Origin of the sequence: Pedobacter gandavensis (genome assembly GCF_032677645.1) — a bacterium.
GTDB lineage: Bacteria > Bacteroidota > Bacteroidia > Sphingobacteriales > Sphingobacteriaceae > Pedobacter > Pedobacter gandavensis_A.
Map to the genome: position 1 here is coordinate 16,318 of NZ_JAVTSB010000016.1, position 19,614 is coordinate 35,931.

Here is a 19,614-nt window from a genome sequence, read left to right on the forward strand (position 1 = left end):
TTAATTGTGGTTGAGCTTAATTTTGATTTTGTGGAATAATCCGGCTGTGTTGTCTGATCAAGGCCTGATGTATCTTTTGATGGTAGCAGCTCCGGTAATGATGGGCAGCGATCCGGATGTGGTAATGGAGCCAGAAAGTTTGCTTACACTGGTATCTGATCCCTGTTTTATGGGGATGATAAAGCGCCTCTTTGATGGCTTCATAATAACTTTCTATACTTTCATCTTTACTCAAAAAACCGTTATGCTGATGCTGAATCATTTCCCGAAGTCCTTGCACCGGACTACAAACCGGAATGCAACCCTGAGAAAAAGCCTCAATCAGGGATATCGGCATGCCTTCATATAAACTGGATAGACAAAGCGCATCTGCTAATGCCAGATAATCAACAATGTTGTCCTTTTCTCCTAAAAAGATGATCTGCGGATCGGAATCTGTTAGTTCCAGCAAATCCTGATATAGTTTTTCATCTTTGATACCTCCAATAATCAGCAACTGACATTTTTTAGGTTCCCTGCTATTGAATAAGCGGACTGCTTTAATCAGTAATTCCTGGTTCTTTTGCGGGGTAACTCTGGCCACATTTACCAATAAGAAAGCGTCAGAATCCAGGCGATAGGTATAGAGTAAATGTTTAAAGGAAGCCCCTGGTTTGATAAGAGTCCGGCCATTGGGAATCATGAGGTCTGAATCTAAACGGTAATAATTTTTGAAAGAATGACTGCCGTCTGCCGAAACCGTAATGGGTTGCACTTTTCTCTTTTGATACCAATGCTTCCGGAAGGCTTTGACCAGGAAATTAGGACATTCGGAACTGGCAATGTTATGAAGGGTGTGAAAAAACAAAGTTTTACTACTTTTCATTAGATACAAAATGAGGTATTCAAATCCGTTCAAATGAGAATGAACAATATCAGGCTTATCAAAGGACAACCAGGTGCTGAGTTCCTGCAAGGTTTTATAGCTGAATCCTTTACCCTTATCAAAAGAATGATACCTGACGGTATGGTGTAGGTCTCTCAAAAAACTTTCCCCGGGATGATTACCGCAGAGCGACAACAGCGTGATCTCACAATGTGAATCTTTTGCCAGCTCATTGCATAAATCAACTACAAAACGTTCTGCTCCACCTTTGGAAAGTGAGCCAATCAAATGCGTGATTTTAAGGATGGGAATCATGGTGTCTTTTGGAAATTGGTTAGAATACCCGGATACATTTTCCCCCTCGGTTTTTTTACGTTTCCCATCGGTTTTCTCAGGAAGAAACCGGTAGGAATAGCCTGTTGCTGAACAGGCTCCAGACTATGTTGCCGGGTACGCCGCATAAAATCTAAATGGAGAATTGCGAAATAAAGAAAAACAGTAGGGCCATTCGGACTCAGTAACCAGGAATTGTGTGATAAAGAATTGAGGGAAACGCCCAGAAATGAACAGCATAAACAGACCATTAAAGCATTTTCGGGTCTACGGATGCTTCGCAATGCAGCGATCGTAATGCGGACGATTTTCTGGTAAAGCAACGCCAATAAGGAGAGGCCTAAAAACGGTCCGAGATAAGTGAGGAACATCAGGTAGGCATTGTGTGAAGTGATACCCGAAGAAAATACCTCATTTCTATAAATGACGTCGCTCCATGTTTTTCCGTAAAAGATCAGTCCGTAAGGATATTCCGTCATGATTCTCAGGTTTTCTGCACTGAGGGTAGTCCGGTTATAGGCCTCATCATTTAGCTCGTTCTTCGCCACAATATTGTGGTAACTGTCAAAATGATCCCGCAATACTACCGTATAAAGTAAAGCTGCGGCAAGTATGGCCAATGCAATGATAAATACCGACCTGAATTTAAAATACAAGCCTAAAAACAAAACCGCGGTGACTAAAAACCCGACTAAAATGGAGCGTTGCATTCCCAGATAAATGAAAACTAACGCAACCAGCAGCACCAGGGTTTTCAGAAAGACAGAGGTCTTGAAAACATAAGTAGCGATAAAAAGGAAAGTAACCAGGGCGGCCAGCTGATACCCGAAGTTAAACTGATAAATTGCAATACCTGAAGGACTTTGAAGCACGGGTTCGCCCATTAATAAGGTCCTTAAGTTGTTGATTTTCTCAGGATAGACTGGGTTAATCACCATAATCAGCGCCGAGATCAGCAACCAGCCATAGAATATAAGTATCGCCGTATTAAACCTTTTCTCCTGTGTCCCTACATAATAATTGAAAAATAAGGCGGCTATAGTAATGGTGATCAGGCTGGCAAAAAAGGGCTTAAACTCAGAAAGACCAACCACATCGTATAAAAAGATCGCTATTCCAATGATCAGTAATTCCTTTAGATATAGCAATTTGATCTGTTCTTTTCTAAAGAAAAGTAGCAGGGGTAAGGCAGCCATTATCGGGATAGGAATGCGGATTGATGTGGTTAAAAACAAACCAAAACACAGCGAATACAAATAAATCAGCACAAAAAGAATACTCAGATTTCTCATGATTTTGTTTCCCGGAATTGAGGTGTTTTGGAAAACCTTGTTATTCAAGAATTTCCAATAAACGATTGATAAATGCTTCGCCATCATGGATGGAACTTCGGTATAGCGATGCCCCGTTTTCTGCAATCTGGCAGTAATGCGGATATTGGTCTTTAATCAGGTAAATCTGTTCTTCCAGATCCGCCATATCCCAGCGAAGCGGCACATAAGTTTCTCCGGGTAGGTATAAATCCGGATAGGTTTGCAGGTGCTCCATAGCGGGTTTTACCAAAATAGCACCGGCAATAAATGTCTCGAAATCCCGGTAACAAATTTCTCCCCAGCCATAAGGACTCACACTGATTTTCGACTTTCTCATTTCCTCCCAATACCTGGATTTCGTCAGTTTCCCTACTCCGGATTTCATCAGATCTATCTCTGCTAATAAGCGGAAAACCTGTTGGCGCTGTAAAGATAAGGCGCCCTCCGGGTCTTGATCCGACTGGTGTCGAGGGAGTTTTCCCCGAAAGCTAAGGTCGATGGGACGTGCTTTTTTTACAGGGCTAAATGGCAAAGGATACAGGTAGTAACTCAGGTAATTGCTGAGTCTGGCGGTTTTAAAACCAAAATAACGGTAATCATTTAATCCGATATTCCAGGCCAGTTTCAGTTTGGAAAGGTGTGCTTTCGGACAAGGTTCAAAGGCATAAGTTTTCGTGTTTTCCGGATAATCATTCAGCCAGATGCGAAGGTTGTTTTGCTGACTGGTTGTGGTATAATAGCTCCGGTCTTTCAGTAACTGTTTTTTCAAAAAGACATCCACAAAATCCATCAGCAGGAAATCAAATGATCCACTGGAATCTGCCGCATCAAACCAGATCAGTTTTCCGGTACTTCTTTTGACCTCCGAAAGAAACAACAATAACTCCTGTTCATTTTCTGCATTGCGTTGATGAATGTCTTGCCAGCCAGCACTGAAATACCGGGAATGTATCAAAAGAAAATCACTGTTCCGGAGTTTCTCATTTCGGTGATCATCAAAAAATTCCAGTAGGATGCCGCTTTCTCTAAGTCCGGTTCTCCATTTATGTAAAGGGTGACTTTCGGAGTTAAAACGTTGCGCAGGCCAGTCAAGGATTTTCAATGTTCTCATTGGGGTAGACTTCTTAAAATGCATTTAAGGGTGTCTATTATGATATTAAGGTCTGTCCATAAACTCTGATGATCGATGTATTTTAAAGCAAGCTGGATTTTCATGGGAATCAGCGTGGTTCTGTAAAAGTTTTCAGGATCAGCGGCATTGGCAAGCAGCTCACTTTCATTCATGAGCTGGATGGAAGCCCAGTCCGTGAGGCCCGGTTTTACACTAAACACCCTTTGTTGTTGGCGGTCGTATAGCGCTACATATTTGCTCACTTCCGGCCTCGGCCCTACAAAACTCATTTTTCCAAGCAGGATGTTAAACAATTGCGGCAACTCGTCTACTTTATATTTTCGCAACCAGTAACCGGCCCTGGTAATCCGAAAATCCCTGTCTCCAACAGTTAGCAGCCCTTTTTGATCCGATCCTTCCCGCATGGTTCTGAACTTCAATACATAGAATGGCTGTTTTCTTTTTCCGATGCGAACCTGAGCATAAAATATTTTTCCGTCCGAATCCAGCCAGATCCATACCGATATCGAGAAAAATACCGGAAGGAGTAAGCAGATGAGCAGAAAAGAAATTGAGGCATCAAAGATTCGTTTCGGAGACATGAGCTTGTATTTTTATCTCAACATGTTATTGACGGTTGCGATCACTGATTTAATGATATAATCAACTTCTTCCCTCAGCAATTGCGGATAGATGGGAAGGGAGATTTCGCAGGCATATTGGCGGTAACTATTTGGAAAATCTTCGATGCGGTAACCGAGCAGCTTAAACAAACTGAGCATAGGCATCGGGATAAAATGTACGTTTACGGTGATCCCCAATTCTACCAGCTGATCGATGATGGCGTCTCTTTCTGCTTCATCAATCCCCTGGATGCGGAGGGGGAAAATATGGTAAGAAGACTCTCTGGTCTGGTCCTTCAGTGTAGGCGCGATAAACCATTTATGGCGGTTAAAATGGCTGCAATATTTTAGGGCAATGTGTTTTCTGGAAGGCAATAACAGGTCTTCGTATTGCCGGATTTGTGCCAGACCGATCGCCGCACAAATGTCTGGCATGTTGATTTTTAAACCCTGATAAAGGATGTCATATTTCCAGTTTGCACCCTTAGACTTCGTGTAGGCATCTTTATTCTGTCCGTTTAGCGCAAATATCTTCAGATACCTATATTCTTCCTGATGGTTGAAAGCAGCGGGAAGGTTTAAACAAATGCAACCACCCTCTGCCGTAGTGATGTTTTTCACGGCATGAAAAGAATAGATCGTCACATCACTTTTTAGCGCTGCCGGAAGTTCGTTATAGCTGGCACCAATAGAATGTGCGGCATCAGCCAGCAATAAAATCCTACCCAATACCTGCTGTTTTTCGGAAGAAGGATGAAAATATTGTTTTACCGGCCGACTTACCAGAATCGTTTTTATCGCCTGATATTTGGCGGGTAAACCGGCAATATCTACTGCAATCACCACTTTTGTATGTTCAGTAATCGCTTTTTTGAGCGCGGCAGGGTCAATCGTCAGGTCGTCTGAAATGTCTACCATGACCGGTGTTGCCCCGCAATGTAACACGCATAAAGCGGTCGCACAGTAAGAATAAGCAGGAATAATCACCTCATCACCCGTTTTAACACCAAACCATTTCAACATCATAATGGCCCCGGAAGTCCAGGAGTTTACGCAGACTGATGTTTTACACTGGCTAAGTTTTGTCATTTCTGCTTCCAATGCCTGCACTTTCGGACCGGAAGTAATCCATTTGGATTCCAACGTATCTACCACTTCGTCAATTACATTCTGGTCAATAAATGGGGGAGAAAAGGCGATTTTCATAAGACAAGGTTTAAGGTCAGTCGAGGTGCTGGAATAGCACTGTCCATTTTTCAGCCGTGTTTTCCATAGCATTACTCAGCTGTATTTTTCTGGCATTGACAGCTATTTTGGCTTTTAAAAGCGGGTCATTACTGAGGAGATTCATGGCGGCAGCCAGATGGTAAATGTTTTCAGGTTTAATCAACAGGCCGTTTTTTCCGTGATCAATCAGGTCTGCCGGGCCGTATTCGCAATTCGTAGCAATGCAGGGGCATCCTAAACTCAGGGCTTCCAGCAAGGCATTCGGATAACCTTCATTTCTGGAGGAAAGCACAAACATTTCCGCCTGCAGGTAATAGTCATGGATGTTTTCCCGGAAGCCAATCAGTTTAATCCGCTGACTTAATCCGAGGCCTTCAATTTGTGCTTCCAGGGCCTCACGTTGCTCACCTTCACCGGAAATTAACAGGTGTAGGTTTCTTTCATCAACCCTTTTAAATGCGCTGATTAGTACATCAAAGCCTTTTTGACTGGCGAGCCTGCCTACCGCCAAAATAAAACGATGGGGATAGACTGGCTGGTCTTGAGGTTTGGGGAAAATGGTAATAGAATTGTTAATGATTTCAATGTTTTTGAGTCGCTTAAAATGTCTGGTTTTCTGCCATCCCTCAGCCATGCTTTTTGAAGGTAATACCACCGATTTTGCCCCTTTATAGAGAAGATAAGTGATCCAGCGCAGGAGGGGATTGAACTTTTGAATGGTTAGAGCAGGGGCAATGCGTTCAGATACGATATACGGGATGTTTAAAATGCTACAGGTTAGGCCAGTCCATAAATTAGCGGAGGTCATAAAAGCGACCACAGCCGATGGCCTTTCTTTTTGTAATAAAGACAATAACCGGGTAAATACCAACACCGCATTCCATACACGATGCTGCAAACCAGGCTTTCGCCCTTCCTCAATCAGGTGATGGACTACAATATCCGGAGCCAGCCAATAGGCCGGAATCGTGGCATTCAGACAGACAATTTGTACCTCATTTCCTTTTTGATCCTGGTAATTGGCGAGATTGGAAAGTACTCTTTCTGCGCCACCACCATGTAAAGAATTGATCACAAATAATAACTTTTGAGGAGTTTGATTTACCATAAGGAGCGGATGGTTTGAGCGGCCTGGTTAAACCGGAAATAACGTAAGTCAAAAAGCAGGTATTGATACAGGTAGATTTTCAAAAGCGCTTTCTTTTGATAAGCGTTGTATTTGAAATTATGAATCATCAGATTGAAGTCGCTGATCATTCTTGATTTTCTCAATTTCGGATCAATCATACTCCATATTCCTCCGCTATGGAGTCGGTAACAGGCCATTATCTTCGGAATAACGTAAATCTTTTTACCGCTCCGGAGCGCGTATAGTTTGAAAAGTGTGTCAGAACCGTAGCTTTTATGATACCAATCCTGTAATCCGATAGACCTGATTTCTTCGTCATTCCTGATCATTAAAGAACAGATTCTGGTTTCTTCTCTTTTCCCCAGCAGGAGATCTTCATAATCAAATTCCAGACTTTCGGGCCGGGGATGCAGGTAAACGGTCTGGCCTTTTTCGTTGATTACCCGGGTATAATGACAACAAATGCCATAATCCGGATGACTTTCGAGATAGTCTACCTGTTTTTGCAGTTTCAGGGGGTCGGTCCAGAAATCGTCTCCATCGCACATGGCAATATATTTTCCTTTCGCTGCTTTCATCGTCAGGAGTTGATTCTTGATGGAACCAACATTAGCTCCGGCGCGTACAATCCTGATCAGGCCTGGATGTTTCTTTTGATAATAGTCGAGGATCTTAGCGGTATTGTCGGTAGAATAGTCTTCGCCAATAATGATTTCCAGCTGAAAATTATAGCGCTGCATCAGAAAACTTGCCAGGGTCTGAGCAATGTATTCTTCATGGTTATACGTGATACAACAAATGCTGACCAACAGGTCTTTTTGAGTGTCCATATTTAAGATTTCAGGAGGTAAGTTGTCATTTGAGAAAAGAAGGCTGAAAGGAATCATTAAGGAAAAGAATGCCCGTTGATGGGATTGATGTGTCGGTTGCTAATGTCAATTTTGATTTTTCTCTTGTTAATCACCACGGGTTCCTGGTAATTCTGTACCCGCCACAGGATGCGGCAGATCAGGTCAAGATCCGAAGTATTTAAGGTATGGTAAAGTGGTAAGCATAGCATTCTTCTGGAAATGTCCTCACAAACAGGTAGTTCTGTTTTGATTACATAAGGTAGGGCCGACAATGGCGGATAAAAATATCGCCTGCAATATATTTTGGAACCTTCCAGCCTTTTCATGCAGAGCAGCAAGAGTTCTTCTGTTTCAAAAAGCACAGGGAAGTAGGCGAAATTGTAATCCAGATTATCATTCAGCTTTGGAAAGCTGACTTTAAAGTTTTTCAAACGCTTATAATAATGATAAGAAAGTGTTCTGCGGCGTTCCAGAATTTCTTCCATATGTTCCAGATTACATAAGCCCATTGCGGCATGAAACTCACAGTTTTTGGCATTGATTCCCGGCCTCTTGTCGAAGGTTTCCGGACCATTATGGCCAAAGTTTCTCATCCCCGCCAGGATTTTCAGCAGGTTGGGGTCTTTGCTGAAAACGGCACCACCTTCAATGGTATGAAACAGCTTGGTGGCATGGAAACTAGCCGTACTGATATCGCCATAGGCAAACACCGATTTGTTCTTATACATGGTGCCAAAACAATGGGCGGCATCATAAATGACCTTCAGTTTATGCTTGTCGGCAATGGCCTGAATCGCATCAATATCACAGGGGTTTCCGAAGGTATGTGTGGCCACAATAGCCTTGGTTTTTCCGGTAATTGCGGCTTCAATTTTAGCAGGATCGATGTTGAAAGTCTCCGGATCGATGTCTACATAAATAGGAACACAACCTTCCCAGGCAATGCTACTACTGGTTGCGACATATGAAAAAGCGGTGGTGATCACTTCTCCGCGGACACCCAATGCTTTAATAGCCAATTGAAGCGCCAGTGTGCCATTTGCCACAAAGAGCAGGTGTTTGATGTTCAGGTATTCCTGAAGTTTTAACTCTAATTCATTGACCAGCGGCCCGTTATTGGTGAGCCATTGACGCTCCCAAATGCTGCTGACATAACGGTTGAAATCTTCCATTTGCGGAAGAAAAGGTTTGGTTACCGGAATCATTTTCTGAAGATTAATTGTTTGAAATCTGTTATGGCGCTTACCTTAAATACTGTGCTGATGAAGAGGTATGTACTGCCGTAAAGTGTGCCGGTGATCCCGATTCTCAGCCAGTCTTTAAGTGGGATGATGCCTGAAATCCAGTGGTCCAGAAAGTACCAGGCAGCACCGGTCAGGATGGCAATGGTCAGAATGGGCAGCAGGTCTGTGATTTGTTCTTTTGCCGGATAATTGATCAGCTTCCCACTGTAAAGAGAATTGAGGTAGTATCCTAAAAAATTGAAACACAATTGAAAATAAAGTAAACCATATATCCCAAAGGAAATCACCGAAATAATCCCCAGCAGACTTACTCCTTTTTTGATCATTTCCAGTCGGAGGAAAAGATCACTTCTACCTTTAACCTTGAGGATGTTCAGGTTGTAAGCATGGAGTGGATATAGTATTCCCGCCAGACAAAGGAGCTGGAAGTAAGGAGCTGCCGGTAACCATTTTTCTCCCAGTAAAAACCGGAACAGCGGATGGGCAATGATGCTTAAGAAAATCAACATCGGTGCATTCCAGAAAATCACCTGTTGCATGATTTTACGGTAGATCATTTTCAGTTTCACACCATCTTCGACGATCTCTGTAAACATCGGATAAGTGACTTTATTGATGGCATAAGAAAGATTTACAATTGGCAACTGACTCATTGCTTCGGCCCTGGAATAAAATCCAAGGGTGTTCAGTGGGTAGAATTTCCCGATAATCATGGTATAGATGTTCTGATGCAGGCTGTCCAGAATGCTGGAAAGCGCAATCTTATAACCGAAATTGAAATGCACTTTGAGGCGCTCCCGGTCCAGTAAAAGAGAAGGCCGCCATGGAGAACAGATCCAAAATAGAAGCATGGTTAGCAGGGCATTGCAAACATTCATCCAGACCAGACTCCAAACCCCGTAACCCATTTTTGCCAGAAAAACACCCGCCAGACCGCTAATCATGACAGCCGGAAGCTGTATCTGGGTTTGTCGCCGGAAATTCATTTCCTTCGTCAGAATCGTGTTCTGAACGGCACAAAAAGCGTTTAAAATCAACACTGTTCCATAAACCCGGAGTATGGCCGTTAGGGCTTCCTGTTCATAAAAACGGGCAACCAGGGGGGCGATGAAAAAGAACAGTCCATAAATCAGCAGGCTCCCGGCAAGGTTAAAATAAAAGACGGTGGAGTAGTCTTTTTGATCCGCATGGGGCGTTCTGATGAGGGAGGAGGTTAATCCACCATCCATCAGCACATAACCTATGGACACAAATACCGTCAGCATGGCAATCAGGCCAAATTCTTCCGGTGCCAGAATTCTGGCCAGCAAAATGGTAATGGAAAAGTTCAGTATTTTGGTGCTGAACTGTTGCCCCAGGGACCAGGCTACTCCAATGATCGTTCTTTTCCTCAGTTCCATCGGAACATGTGTTTTCCTGATCGCTGGACGTTTCATCTGTCGGTTAATTGTAGGAGATGGGGCCGGTATGTATCGTGTTTAACATCACATTGCTGAGGGGGAAATTACTGACCAATGCACAGTTCAAATGATCAAAAGCCAGGATCACATTTTTGCCCTGAACTCTGATTACCGTTCCTTCCTGATCGAAAAACAGGCCTTTTTTAACCCTGACCCGGTCGCCGCTATTGATTTCCTGAAGACTAACCACTTCTACATCGGGGCAGTTGCGGGTATATTCTCTTATTTTTTCAATCACATGATCTTTGATCACTGCGGGTTTGGCCATATAATAAACGAAGTTTACGACCCCCAGTGTTTGCCTTACTTTATATGCCTCGCGTTCATTGATGCGGACAAAAACGTAGGAGTTAAACAGGGGTAGGGCCACTTGCTTTTTCCGGTCTGCCCATTGATTCATTACTGTTCTAAGCGGACAGTACGATTCTATGCCTTGTATTTGTAATAAACGGTCTACCTTTTTCTCCCATCTGGGACGGGTGTAAACCACCAGCCATTGTTTGCGCCATAGCGCATGGTGTGTGTCATGTAATTCCATAATGAAAACGTTGAAAAAAAGTGTGTTGGGTACAGCTTCGCCACCTCAGTTACATGAGTAGCAGTGTTTATTGCATAAAAGAGGTTCTTGAATGTTAACTTTTTAATCGCAGGGGATAGCTGGTATAACCATATCCGTAGCTTTGTTTGTGGTCATTTTTGGCGTCATTAAAAACGACCATGGGGTTGTTCAGCTTTCCATTTTCATAGATATCCCGGAGGATGTTGAGGTGGAATCTGTCCGTATAATTATACCGGACCAGGTAAATACTGGCATCAGCATAGTGGGCCAGACTGAAGGCATCGGCCACCTGCCCAACGGGGGAGGTATCCATGATCACATAGTCGAATTCTTCTTTTAACTGACGGATCAATGCGCCGATTTCCGGATTTAACAACATTTCTGAGGGGTTATCTGGTGGCTGTCCACAACCAATGATATACAGGTTTGGCGAGATCCCTGAAGGCCGGAGCAGTTTTCTCAGCTCGATTTCTTCCCCTTTCAGGTATTCCGTGATTCCCGGACCCGGACTCATTTTCATGCGCTCCAGCAGGTCTGGTTTTCGCAGGTCAAATTCTAATAACACCACTTTCTTTTGAACTGCTGCAAGTGTCATTCCCAGATTTAAACTGAAAAAAGTTTTCCCTTCTGCCTGCATACAGGAGGTGACAAGTAACACCTGATTAGGTAATCCGGAGCTCATAAAATGGAGGTTGCTCCTGATGTACCTGAAAAGTTCTGAAATGGTTGTCCTGCTGTTATTTTCTAATATTCTCTTTTCCTTTTCAGAAACGTGATTCAAGATGCCCAGTAAGCGAACACCGGTTAAGGCTTCGATGTCTTTGGCATCGGTGATCTTGTTGTTGAGGAATGACTTGCTGTAAATAACTGCTGCGGGAATAAAACATCCGAAAAAGAAAGCAAAAAGATAACTCAGCTGCGTTTTGGGCGAAACCTGAATAGAATGATAGGCTGGCTGGTCGATCACTTGTGATGTGGGCACCGTGCCCGATAAGGAAAGCGTGGTTTCTTCTCTTTTTTGCAGTAAATAATGATACAAACTCATTTTTACACCCTGTTCTCTGCTTCTTTCCAGCAAACCTCTTTCTACAACCGGTGCAGAGCGGATTTTCTGGTTGAATTGCGAAGACATCGAAGCCAGGTTATTCCGTTCAATCATCATCCCTTGTTTAATATTTTGTAGGTTCTCTACGATATTCTGTTTTAAAGTATTCAATTGATCTGTTAAGTTGAGCACCAATGGGTTATTCAGATTTGAAGTCCGCAACATCCGATTCCTTTCCTGTTGTACTGCATTGAATTTGCTGCTCAATTCGTTTAAGGTCAGGTTGTTGATGGTTAAGGAGCTAGGCACCATGCTGAACTGGTTGTCTGGTTGAGATAGATAGTTTTGCAAAGACTCAATCACCCGGAGTTGCACCTCAGAATTGGCTTTTAATTGCTGATATTCTCCGGATTTCATCACATTTGCCTGGGCATCAGCACTGAGATCGGTCACCATATGCGCCTGTTTATAGCGCTCTACATCCTGTTCTACGAAGGACAAATCTTTGCTCAGATAGGCCAGTCGCTTGTCAATAAAGTTGATGGTATTGACTGCAATGATGTTTTTTCTGGTTACATTTTCTTCATTATAGGTTTTAATCAATGTGGTCAGAATGTCGATTCCACGTTGAGGAACTGCATCCTGTAAACTGAGGATCACGGTATTGGCATCTTTGATCACCGGTAAAACGCTGAGTTTTTTTAAGCTGTAGCTTTCAGCCATATTGTATAGGTTGTTGAATTTAAGGCGGATCGGTTCCGTAGATTCCCAAGAGGCAGGGCCGCGTTCAATGGTTAAGTGAAAACCGGTTCTTTTAATCTCTTTTCCATAGTCAAATGACCATTTTTGATCTCCTTCGATCAGGTAAAAACTGTGGTCATTTAATGGGGCTATGGCAATCTTTTTCTCATAAGCAACTGGACTCAGCGTAATCACGATTACTTTGACCGGCAATTGAGCATCATATAATTCTTTCTCTTTCCATTTGTCTTTTTGAAAATAGGACGTTTCTAAAGAAAGGCTTTTTAGTACTTTGTAAATCAGGTCTCTGGAACGAAGCACTTCCATTTCATTGTCTACTTTTTTATCTGTACGAAACATGTTCAGGTCGTTAAAAGCACTGCCCTTAAGCTCACCATCGCCTTTTTTGTCGTCCTGTACCAATAGTGTACTGCTCACTTTATAGCTTGGTGTTGCGGTGTTCAAATAGATAAATGCGGCGGCCAGACTAACCACAATGCTGATTAGAAAGACATACCAGTATTTCAGGTATTTCATGATCGAAACCTTGAAGTCTTCGGGCAGCCTTGTCGGTTGAAAAGAAGCGTTGCTGTTCATGATGCTGAGATTTATTAGCGGATTAAAGCGGTAATCAGCACTGCAACGGCCGAGATACAAGCCGTAATAATAGGCAGGGCACGGTTGTTCGGACTGAATTCTTTTTCTTTTGCTTTGTCGGGTTCTACATAGACGATGTCATTTTGTTTCAAATGAAAGTAGGGCGACTGGAAAACATCTTTTTTGTTCAGGTTTAGACGTACCATGCTACGGATGCCATCAGTTTGCCTGATGATCAATACGTTTTCACGTTTTCCGTAAACGGTCATATCGCCTGCCATACCAAGGGCTTCCAGCAGATTGAGCTGCGTCCCTGTTACGGTGAAGGAAGCGGGTTGGTTGACTTCCCCAATCACTGTTACCTTGAAATTTAGTAGCTGTACTTCAACAATCGGCGACTTCATAAATTGGCTAAGTGACTGGGTGATCAACTTTCTGGCAACATCAATCGTGGTTCCTTCTATCTTTAAGTTACCTATCACGGGTAGGGTGACCATCCCTTGATGGTCGACCCTGTAACTCTGCCCGCTTCGGCTCTCTTCCGTGTTTGTTTTTGATGTTATTCTGGTAAATAATTCATTAGATTCCGGACTTAAACTGTTTACTGAAATACTCAGCAGATCCCCTTGCTGGATCTTAACTTCTGCCTCAACTGCGTTAATCTGATCTTTTGCGAGCTCAGATAAATCGCTAAAATAAACCAGGTCTCTTTGAGGAACACATGCGCTGATCAACAGGGCAAATAGTACCAGGATGTAGGGTCTTTTTTTCATGAGGATACGGCTGAAGTATAACAATTAATTCTTCCTTTTTTTTAAGGTAGATTAAAGTTATCTATTTAAAAGTCAGCTATATATGGTTTTTGTGATTTGTAGGAAAACTGTTAATTTGAGCAGGTTTGTTAACAATAAAGTACTCGGAATGGAGCGGGTAAATACTCGAAAATTACTGGATAAATACTCAAACCAGGAGTATTATGGTCAGTTTGTACAGGCCGGATTTACAAGAGTACAACAGGTGTTTATTTATTTTACTCCTTTAATGGGTTAATTTGTTAGATGATCCCAATTTTTTTATATTAGGTTAACGCGATTGAAAAAATGATCGGTTTTCAAAACTATTTAGATTTATGTTTGACGAATTGAGTAAATACAAGCAGGGCAATTTCTTTTTTCAGGCAACCGATAGTTTAGTAGAAGTCTGCAATGTAGAAGCTCATTATTATGGGCTATACCTTGTTTATGCTTTAAGAAAGGGGAGGGTAGAGCTGGTTTACATTAATAAATCCGGTCCGCCGGAAAAATCAAAAGATTTGAAGATCAATACGGATATAGAAGATGACCTGCGAGAGAATTTATTGAATGGTTTCCAGTTTGGGGAGATTGAACGGAAGAACTCATGGCCTGTTCAAATGATGATCGAGGACATCGAAGCGTTACACATTCATTGGTATGTTACTTACGACCATAAGAACAAGGATTTACCGGCAACGATGAAATCGAAAATTCTGCAAATCTATCAGGGGATTTATGGACAGTTGCCAAGGTGGAACCAAACCTAAATCCCCTGCGTTGAAATGTTTCTTTTGACCTCAGACTTATAGAATAGGTATCGTTTTTACTGAATATATACCGTTTTGATGTTCACAAACTCGCGGATGCCAAAAGAACTGAGCTCTCTACCATAACCACTTTGGTTGATTCCACCAAATGGCAATCTCGAATCAGATTTCACCAGGCTATTGACAAAGCAGGATCCTGCGTTTAGTTTCTTTGCAGCAATTTCTTCACCATGTGCTTTGGAGGCTGTAAATACGGCGGCGCCTAATCCAAAAGGACTATCGTTCGCGATTTTGATCGCTTCTTCTTCATCTTTGGCACTGAATACTAAAGCTACCGGGCCAAATATTTCCTCCTGCCAGGCAGGCATTCCTTTTTTTATTCCGGTAAGAATTGTTGGTGTATAAAAAGCATGATCGCCTTTAAAATCAGGGATTTCTCCACCAAGAATACATTTTGCACCGGCTTTGATGTTGTCTGTTACCTGTTGGTGTAACTCATCGCGCAGGTCTTTTCTGGCCATAGGACCGAGGTCAGTATGGGTGTCAAAAGGATCTCCGGTCACTTTGGACTGCATCTTACGGAGAAAGATCTTTAAAAAGTCTTTTTCTATCTCTTTAACCAAAATGAATCTTTTTGCGGCAATACAGCTTTGGCCATTATTGATGAGCCTGCTTTGCATACAGATTTCAGCAGCTTGCTCGAGATCAGCATCTGCCAGAACGAGGTAAGGGTCGCTTCCTCCCAGTTCAAGCACGGTTTTTTTCAAATGAAAACCTGCCTGTTGTGCCACTTGTTTTCCTGCTTCGGTACTTCCTGTCAGGGTAACTGCTTTAATAAAAGGGTGTGCAATGGCTTGTTTCACCATTTTACTGTTGATCAGGAGTACGCTGAAAATATCTTTAGGAAAGCCAGCTTCTTTGATTACGTCTTCTATCGCCAATGCGCAACCACTAACATTGGAAGCGTGTTTTAATACGCCCGCATTCCCCGCCATCAGTGCAGGAGCCAGAAAACGGAACAATTGCCAAAAGGGAAAATTCCAGGGCATTACGGCCAATACAACGCCCAATGGCTGAAAGCTAACATAACTTTTACTAGCTTCTGTGGGGATGATTTCATCTTTTAGAAAGGCAGCCCCGTTAGCCGCATAGAAATCGCACACTGCTGCACACTTTTCAATTTCGGCAATTCCTGCGGGGATCGGTTTCCCCATTTCTTTGGCCATTAAGGTCGCCAGTTCAGTTTTTCGTTTTAAAAGCACTGCCGAAGCGTTTCTAAGGTATTCTGCCCGTACAGAAAAACGGGTTTCTTTCCATTTTAGCCAGGCAGCATGTGTCTTTTCTATTTTTCCATTGATTTGCTTTTCTGTATCTTCTATATAGGTTTTGATCGTTTTTCCATTCGTAGGGTTCACTGATATCATACTTTTCCGCTTTTTTAATCTTAATTATAACAGCAAATAAACAGGGCGATTTGTTTTGTTATTTTTGGGGCATGAATCTCCTGTAACTATAGGGTAAGATAGTTAATTTTTGTCGTTGTAAAAATATTTATGCTAAAAATAGATGAATTTTTCTATTCAGGTGATTAGCCCGGCTTTCCGGGTAAGTGTTCCAGTTGTTTTTGAAGTGTTCTATATTCTTTTTCTAAATATTTAAAAGCCTTGGTATTGCTGCGGAGGCCGTGGTTCTCCTTCAACTGCCCCAAATAACTGCTTTCCAGCTGATCTAACCTGGTTTTTACCTGCTTGTATTTTTCTTCCTGTTGTTTTTCGGTTTGGGTTTTACCTGCACCGTTCAAATTCCCCAGATAAACACTGTCGGATACCCTTTCTCCATCCGCAGAAATAAAGGCGATATAGGGTTCTATTTGCTGGTTCAATACGTCCTCATACATCGGAATGAAACATTTTCCCTCAGATCTTCTGGCTATGTTCAGATATTCCCTGTCTTTCCCGCTTTCCGGACAACAAATCATGACCATCACGCTGTCGTTGTGTTGTAAATCGTGAGTAGCTGTTGGATCCCAGCTGATCTCCAGTCCGCCGGCTAATTTTTCGATTCTTAAACCTGCGGTTTCCGGCATCTGGCCCTGACTTACCTTTACCTTGCTGTAATCGATGCTGATATTGGGGTATACGCCGGTTAAAGCCTGTTTTTTGTGGTAAGAGGTGGCCAGATTGTGTGCGTTATGTACTGTTCCTCTGGCCTGTAAACCGTAACCGAGTTTAATAAAACCGCCCATTTTGCTCAGTAGTTTGGTGGTGACGGCCATTTCCTGATAATTGGCCAGTTGAAGCGTACTCGGTTTCCCTTTTCTGCCGATTAAGCGTACTACAGGCTGCCCATTGAGCATGTAAAAAACAAGATTGCCTACTTTTCCGTTAAGGTGGCCCTGTGGGCCGTTTGAAGCTATTGCCATATTAGAGAGGTTAAGGGGTTGAGGTTGAGTTAGGTATTGTCCGATGTGGACGCGAGGAAGGTAGTCATTGTCTTCGGGATATCCTGCTACTGAACTCAGATTTATTTAAGCATTTAAAGAAAATTAGGTGCTGGTCTTAAGGAGGTTAGTAGGGCTGTTGGCCTGATTAGGCCCTATCAACCCCCAAGCGAAGACGAAAGGAGGCCCTGATAATATAAGTGTCAGTACGGAGGCAAGTTGACTGCAATAAGGTTTTTCTATGACAATAGTGTAGATCGAAGCTCAACCTGTTGTGTGTTCAGGTTAACTATGAATGATTTGATTGCTGGCGGTGGAGACTAATTGTTTTTAAATAAATATATACCGCTGTTTTTATTATAATTCAAAATCGTATTTATAATTTGCGGCCTTATTAAATAAATAAATATGGCTTCAGGTATTTTTGCGATTTTAGATGACATTGCTGCTTTAATGGATGATGTGTCGGTTGCGGCAAAAATTGCGACGAAAAAAACAGCAGGCATATTAGGTGATGATTTGGCGGTAAATGCAGAAAAGGCCACTGGTTTTTTGTCTTCCCGTGAATTACCTGTGCTTTGGGCAATCACTAAAGGCTCTTTAATCAACAAGGTTATTATTGTTCCCATTGCTCTCATACTCAGTGCGTTTTTTCCGATAGCTATAAAAGTAATTTTAGTCTTAGGAGGATTTTACCTGGCGTTTGAAGGGGTGGAGAAGATTGTAGAATACTTTTTTCACCATCCAAAGGAAGGACATGAAGTGATTGCAGCGGTCCAGCAGGATGCTAATGAAGCGGAAAAAGCAAAGGTTAAATCGGCTGTTACCACCGACTTTATTCTTTCGGTAGAGATCGTAATTATTGCACTCGGAACGGTTTTAACAGAAACATTACCGATACAGATTTTGACGGTTTCCGTTGTTGCACTATTGGCTACCATTGGTGTTTACGGTATTGTTGCATTGATTGTAAGAATGGATGATGTTGGTCACAACTTAATCAAACGTTCCAATGATCAAGGAATTTTTGCCAACATTGGAAAGTTATTGGTAAAATCACTGCCTTTGATTATCAGGATTTTAAGTGTTGTTGGAACCATTGCCTTGATTTTGGTTTCCGGCGGAATCTTTGTTCATAATATTGACTTTTTACACCATTTGTTCCCGGGCATGCCTTCGATGATTAAAGAAGCGTTGATGGGATTTGTTGCCGGATTAATTGTAGTTGCAGGGGTAACAGGTACTAAAAAAGTGATGTCTTTGTTGAAGAGATAAAGTAATTGAATTTTACCGTTTCTACAATTGGCTGTTAGTTATTTAAAATAACTAACAGCATTTCTATTCGTTTCCTACGATGTTTTCTATCTGATATGCCAGGCAATTAATTTTTTGATGTCTGAAACATGATGTCTGGTTAGCCAGATATTAAGCCGGTTATAGACGCTTTTTCATTGATCTGATTCAGGCTGTTTTTTCTTGTTAAAACTTACGACGTATTTATTGTTTAATATAATTAACAATAATGATTTTAATTATTAACTTGTGTTTTAGTTAATCCATTGAATGAGCGTGTTTTTCTTTTGTAATATTCCTGATTCACTGCTGATTAACATTGTGTTGTCGATACTAAAACTATATTTAATTTAAAATAGATGAGGAAATTAATGTTAATCCTATTGATAGCTGGAATCCTGGCTTCATGTGAAGATAAAAAAGTAGATAATATGAATATTGAAAATCAAGAATTGGTTAAAACGTATTTTGATCATTTCAACAAACATGAATGGGATAAGATGGCTGATCTGTATTCGGATTCCGCTGAAATTAAAGATCCTGCAATAGGCAAATCAGTTGTTAAGCAAAGTAAAAAGGAAATTAGTAAGCGATATGCTGAACTTAACAGTGTTTTTCCGAATTTAAAAGATGAAGTTGTACAGATTTATCCTTCCGGTGATCACCATGTGATTGTAGAGTTTGTTTCTTCTGGAACCGCTGCTGATGGCTCAGCGTTTACGCTGCCTATTTGTGTGATATTCACCATAGAAAATGGAAAAATCACAAAAGACTTCTCTTACTATGATAATTTTGAAGAATAGGATGACAGTGTAAGGTTTTACCGCCGCAATATATGGCGTATGTGGATGTTTTACAGTACTTATGCAAAACTGCGACAATCTTCTTCAGCACCCGAAGGAATTAAACCCTGGTTAGCTTACCTTAGTGTTTCACTGTAACTCCGCTCTGCTATCCCGGGACCAAATCTGTCATTAATAAGGATACAATTTACGAGATTTAAGTATGACTGAGAGTCGTCCCAAATTATATTTGGCAGGTCATATAAAAATGACAAACAAATGAGCGGGTAAAACATCAATATTCTGACTTTTCTTTGTGTGAATTATACCAGATTAAAAGAAATCGAGCTGTCAATACAGGTAATAAAATTAGAACGCATGAAAATTTAACCGGAAATCCGGGTAATTGCCTGCTGCTTTACCTCATTTCTTCGTGCCGT

17 protein-coding genes are annotated in these 19,614 nt (G+C 41.8%); 3 read left to right on the forward strand and 14 right to left on the reverse strand.

Annotated features, from left to right (window positions below; all coding sequences use genetic code 11):
• Positions 1–16: 16 nt before the first annotated feature.
• The 12 genes from R2Q66_RS22790 to R2Q66_RS22845 all read right to left on the reverse strand — a co-directional run bounded on the left by R2Q66_RS22790 (position 17) and on the right by R2Q66_RS22845 (position 13,871).
• Complete coding sequence (locus tag R2Q66_RS22790) at positions 17–1,180, reverse strand: glycosyltransferase (RefSeq protein ID WP_316753562.1); 1,164 nt, start codon at positions 1,178–1,180, stop codon at positions 17–19.
• On the reverse strand, positions 1,177–2,490 hold the full coding sequence (locus R2Q66_RS22795; RefSeq protein WP_316753564.1) for an O-antigen ligase family protein: 1,314 nt from the start codon (positions 2,488–2,490) through the stop codon (positions 1,177–1,179). The genes R2Q66_RS22790 and R2Q66_RS22795 overlap by 4 nt, the downstream gene beginning before the upstream one ends.
• 40 nt (positions 2,491–2,530) lie before the next feature.
• The gene (locus tag R2Q66_RS22800) at positions 2,531–3,622 is read right to left on the reverse strand and encodes a glycosyltransferase family 1 protein (protein ID WP_316753565.1); all 1,092 of its coding nucleotides are present in this window, start codon (positions 3,620–3,622) and stop codon (positions 2,531–2,533) included.
• The gene (locus tag R2Q66_RS22805) at positions 3,619–4,224 is read right to left on the reverse strand and encodes a sugar transferase (RefSeq protein WP_316753566.1); all 606 of its coding nucleotides are present in this window, start codon (positions 4,222–4,224) and stop codon (positions 3,619–3,621) included. Before R2Q66_RS22805 ends, R2Q66_RS22800 begins: the two co-directional genes overlap by 4 nt.
• 12 nt (positions 4,225–4,236) lie before the next feature.
• A complete protein-coding gene (locus R2Q66_RS22810; protein WP_316753568.1) occupies positions 4,237–5,451 on the reverse strand; it encodes a DegT/DnrJ/EryC1/StrS family aminotransferase in 1,215 nt (404 codons plus the stop codon).
• Between the two features lie 16 nt (positions 5,452–5,467).
• A complete protein-coding gene (locus R2Q66_RS22815; protein WP_316753570.1) occupies positions 5,468–6,580 on the reverse strand; it encodes a glycosyltransferase in 1,113 nt (370 codons plus the stop codon).
• Positions 6,574–7,431 carry a glycosyltransferase family 2 protein gene (locus R2Q66_RS22820; protein WP_316753572.1) on the reverse strand — a complete coding sequence of 286 codons (858 nt, stop codon included), beginning with the start codon at positions 7,429–7,431 and terminating at the stop codon, positions 6,574–6,576. The genes R2Q66_RS22815 and R2Q66_RS22820 overlap by 7 nt, the downstream gene beginning before the upstream one ends.
• 56 nt (positions 7,432–7,487) lie before the next feature.
• Positions 7,488–8,657: a DegT/DnrJ/EryC1/StrS family aminotransferase gene (locus R2Q66_RS22825; RefSeq protein ID WP_316753574.1), complete on the reverse strand. Its 1,170-nt coding sequence runs from the start codon at positions 8,655–8,657 to the stop codon at positions 7,488–7,490.
• Entirely contained in the window at positions 8,654–10,132 is a 1,479-nt protein-coding gene (locus R2Q66_RS22830) for a lipopolysaccharide biosynthesis protein (RefSeq protein ID WP_316753576.1), read from the reverse strand. Before R2Q66_RS22830 ends, R2Q66_RS22825 begins: the two co-directional genes overlap by 4 nt.
• 7 nt (positions 10,133–10,139) lie before the next feature.
• Positions 10,140–10,694: a UpxY family transcription antiterminator gene (locus R2Q66_RS22835; RefSeq protein ID WP_316753579.1), complete on the reverse strand. Its 555-nt coding sequence runs from the start codon at positions 10,692–10,694 to the stop codon at positions 10,140–10,142.
• Between the two features lie 94 nt (positions 10,695–10,788).
• On the reverse strand, positions 10,789–13,098 hold the full coding sequence (locus R2Q66_RS22840) for a GumC family protein (RefSeq protein WP_316753581.1): 2,310 nt from the start codon (positions 13,096–13,098) through the stop codon (positions 10,789–10,791).
• Between the two features lie 14 nt (positions 13,099–13,112).
• Entirely contained in the window at positions 13,113–13,871 is a 759-nt protein-coding gene (locus R2Q66_RS22845) for a polysaccharide biosynthesis/export family protein (protein WP_316753583.1), read from the reverse strand.
• A 356-nt stretch (positions 13,872–14,227) separates the two neighbouring features.
• On the opposite strand from R2Q66_RS22845, the gene R2Q66_RS22850 reads away from it, so the two are divergent.
• Positions 14,228–14,659, forward strand: coding sequence for a hypothetical protein (locus tag R2Q66_RS22850; RefSeq protein ID WP_316753585.1), 432 nt, complete (start codon positions 14,228–14,230; stop codon positions 14,657–14,659).
• A 56-nt stretch (positions 14,660–14,715) separates the two neighbouring features.
• Here the strand turns inward: R2Q66_RS22850 and R2Q66_RS22855 are convergent, their stop codons facing one another.
• Together R2Q66_RS22855 and R2Q66_RS22860 are read right to left on the reverse strand one after the other, a co-directional pair.
• Positions 14,716–16,083, reverse strand: a complete 1,368-nt coding sequence (locus R2Q66_RS22855) for an NAD-dependent succinate-semialdehyde dehydrogenase (protein WP_316753587.1) — start codon at positions 16,081–16,083, stop codon at positions 14,716–14,718.
• A gap of 164 nt (positions 16,084–16,247) precedes the next feature.
• Positions 16,248–17,081, reverse strand: a complete 834-nt coding sequence (locus R2Q66_RS22860; RefSeq protein ID WP_316753589.1) for a DUF6266 family protein — start codon at positions 17,079–17,081, stop codon at positions 16,248–16,250.
• A 426-nt stretch (positions 17,082–17,507) separates the two neighbouring features.
• Here R2Q66_RS22860 and R2Q66_RS22865 point away from each other — a divergent pair, with 426 nt between their 5' ends.
• Together R2Q66_RS22865 and R2Q66_RS22870 are read left to right on the forward strand one after the other, a co-directional pair.
• Positions 17,508–18,374, forward strand: a complete 867-nt coding sequence (locus R2Q66_RS22865; RefSeq protein WP_316753591.1) for a DUF808 domain-containing protein — start codon at positions 17,508–17,510, stop codon at positions 18,372–18,374.
• A gap of 449 nt (positions 18,375–18,823) precedes the next feature.
• The gene (locus R2Q66_RS22870; RefSeq protein ID WP_316753593.1) at positions 18,824–19,195 is read left to right on the forward strand and encodes a nuclear transport factor 2 family protein; all 372 of its coding nucleotides are present in this window, start codon (positions 18,824–18,826) and stop codon (positions 19,193–19,195) included.
• The last annotated feature ends 419 nt before the right edge of the window (positions 19,196–19,614 follow it).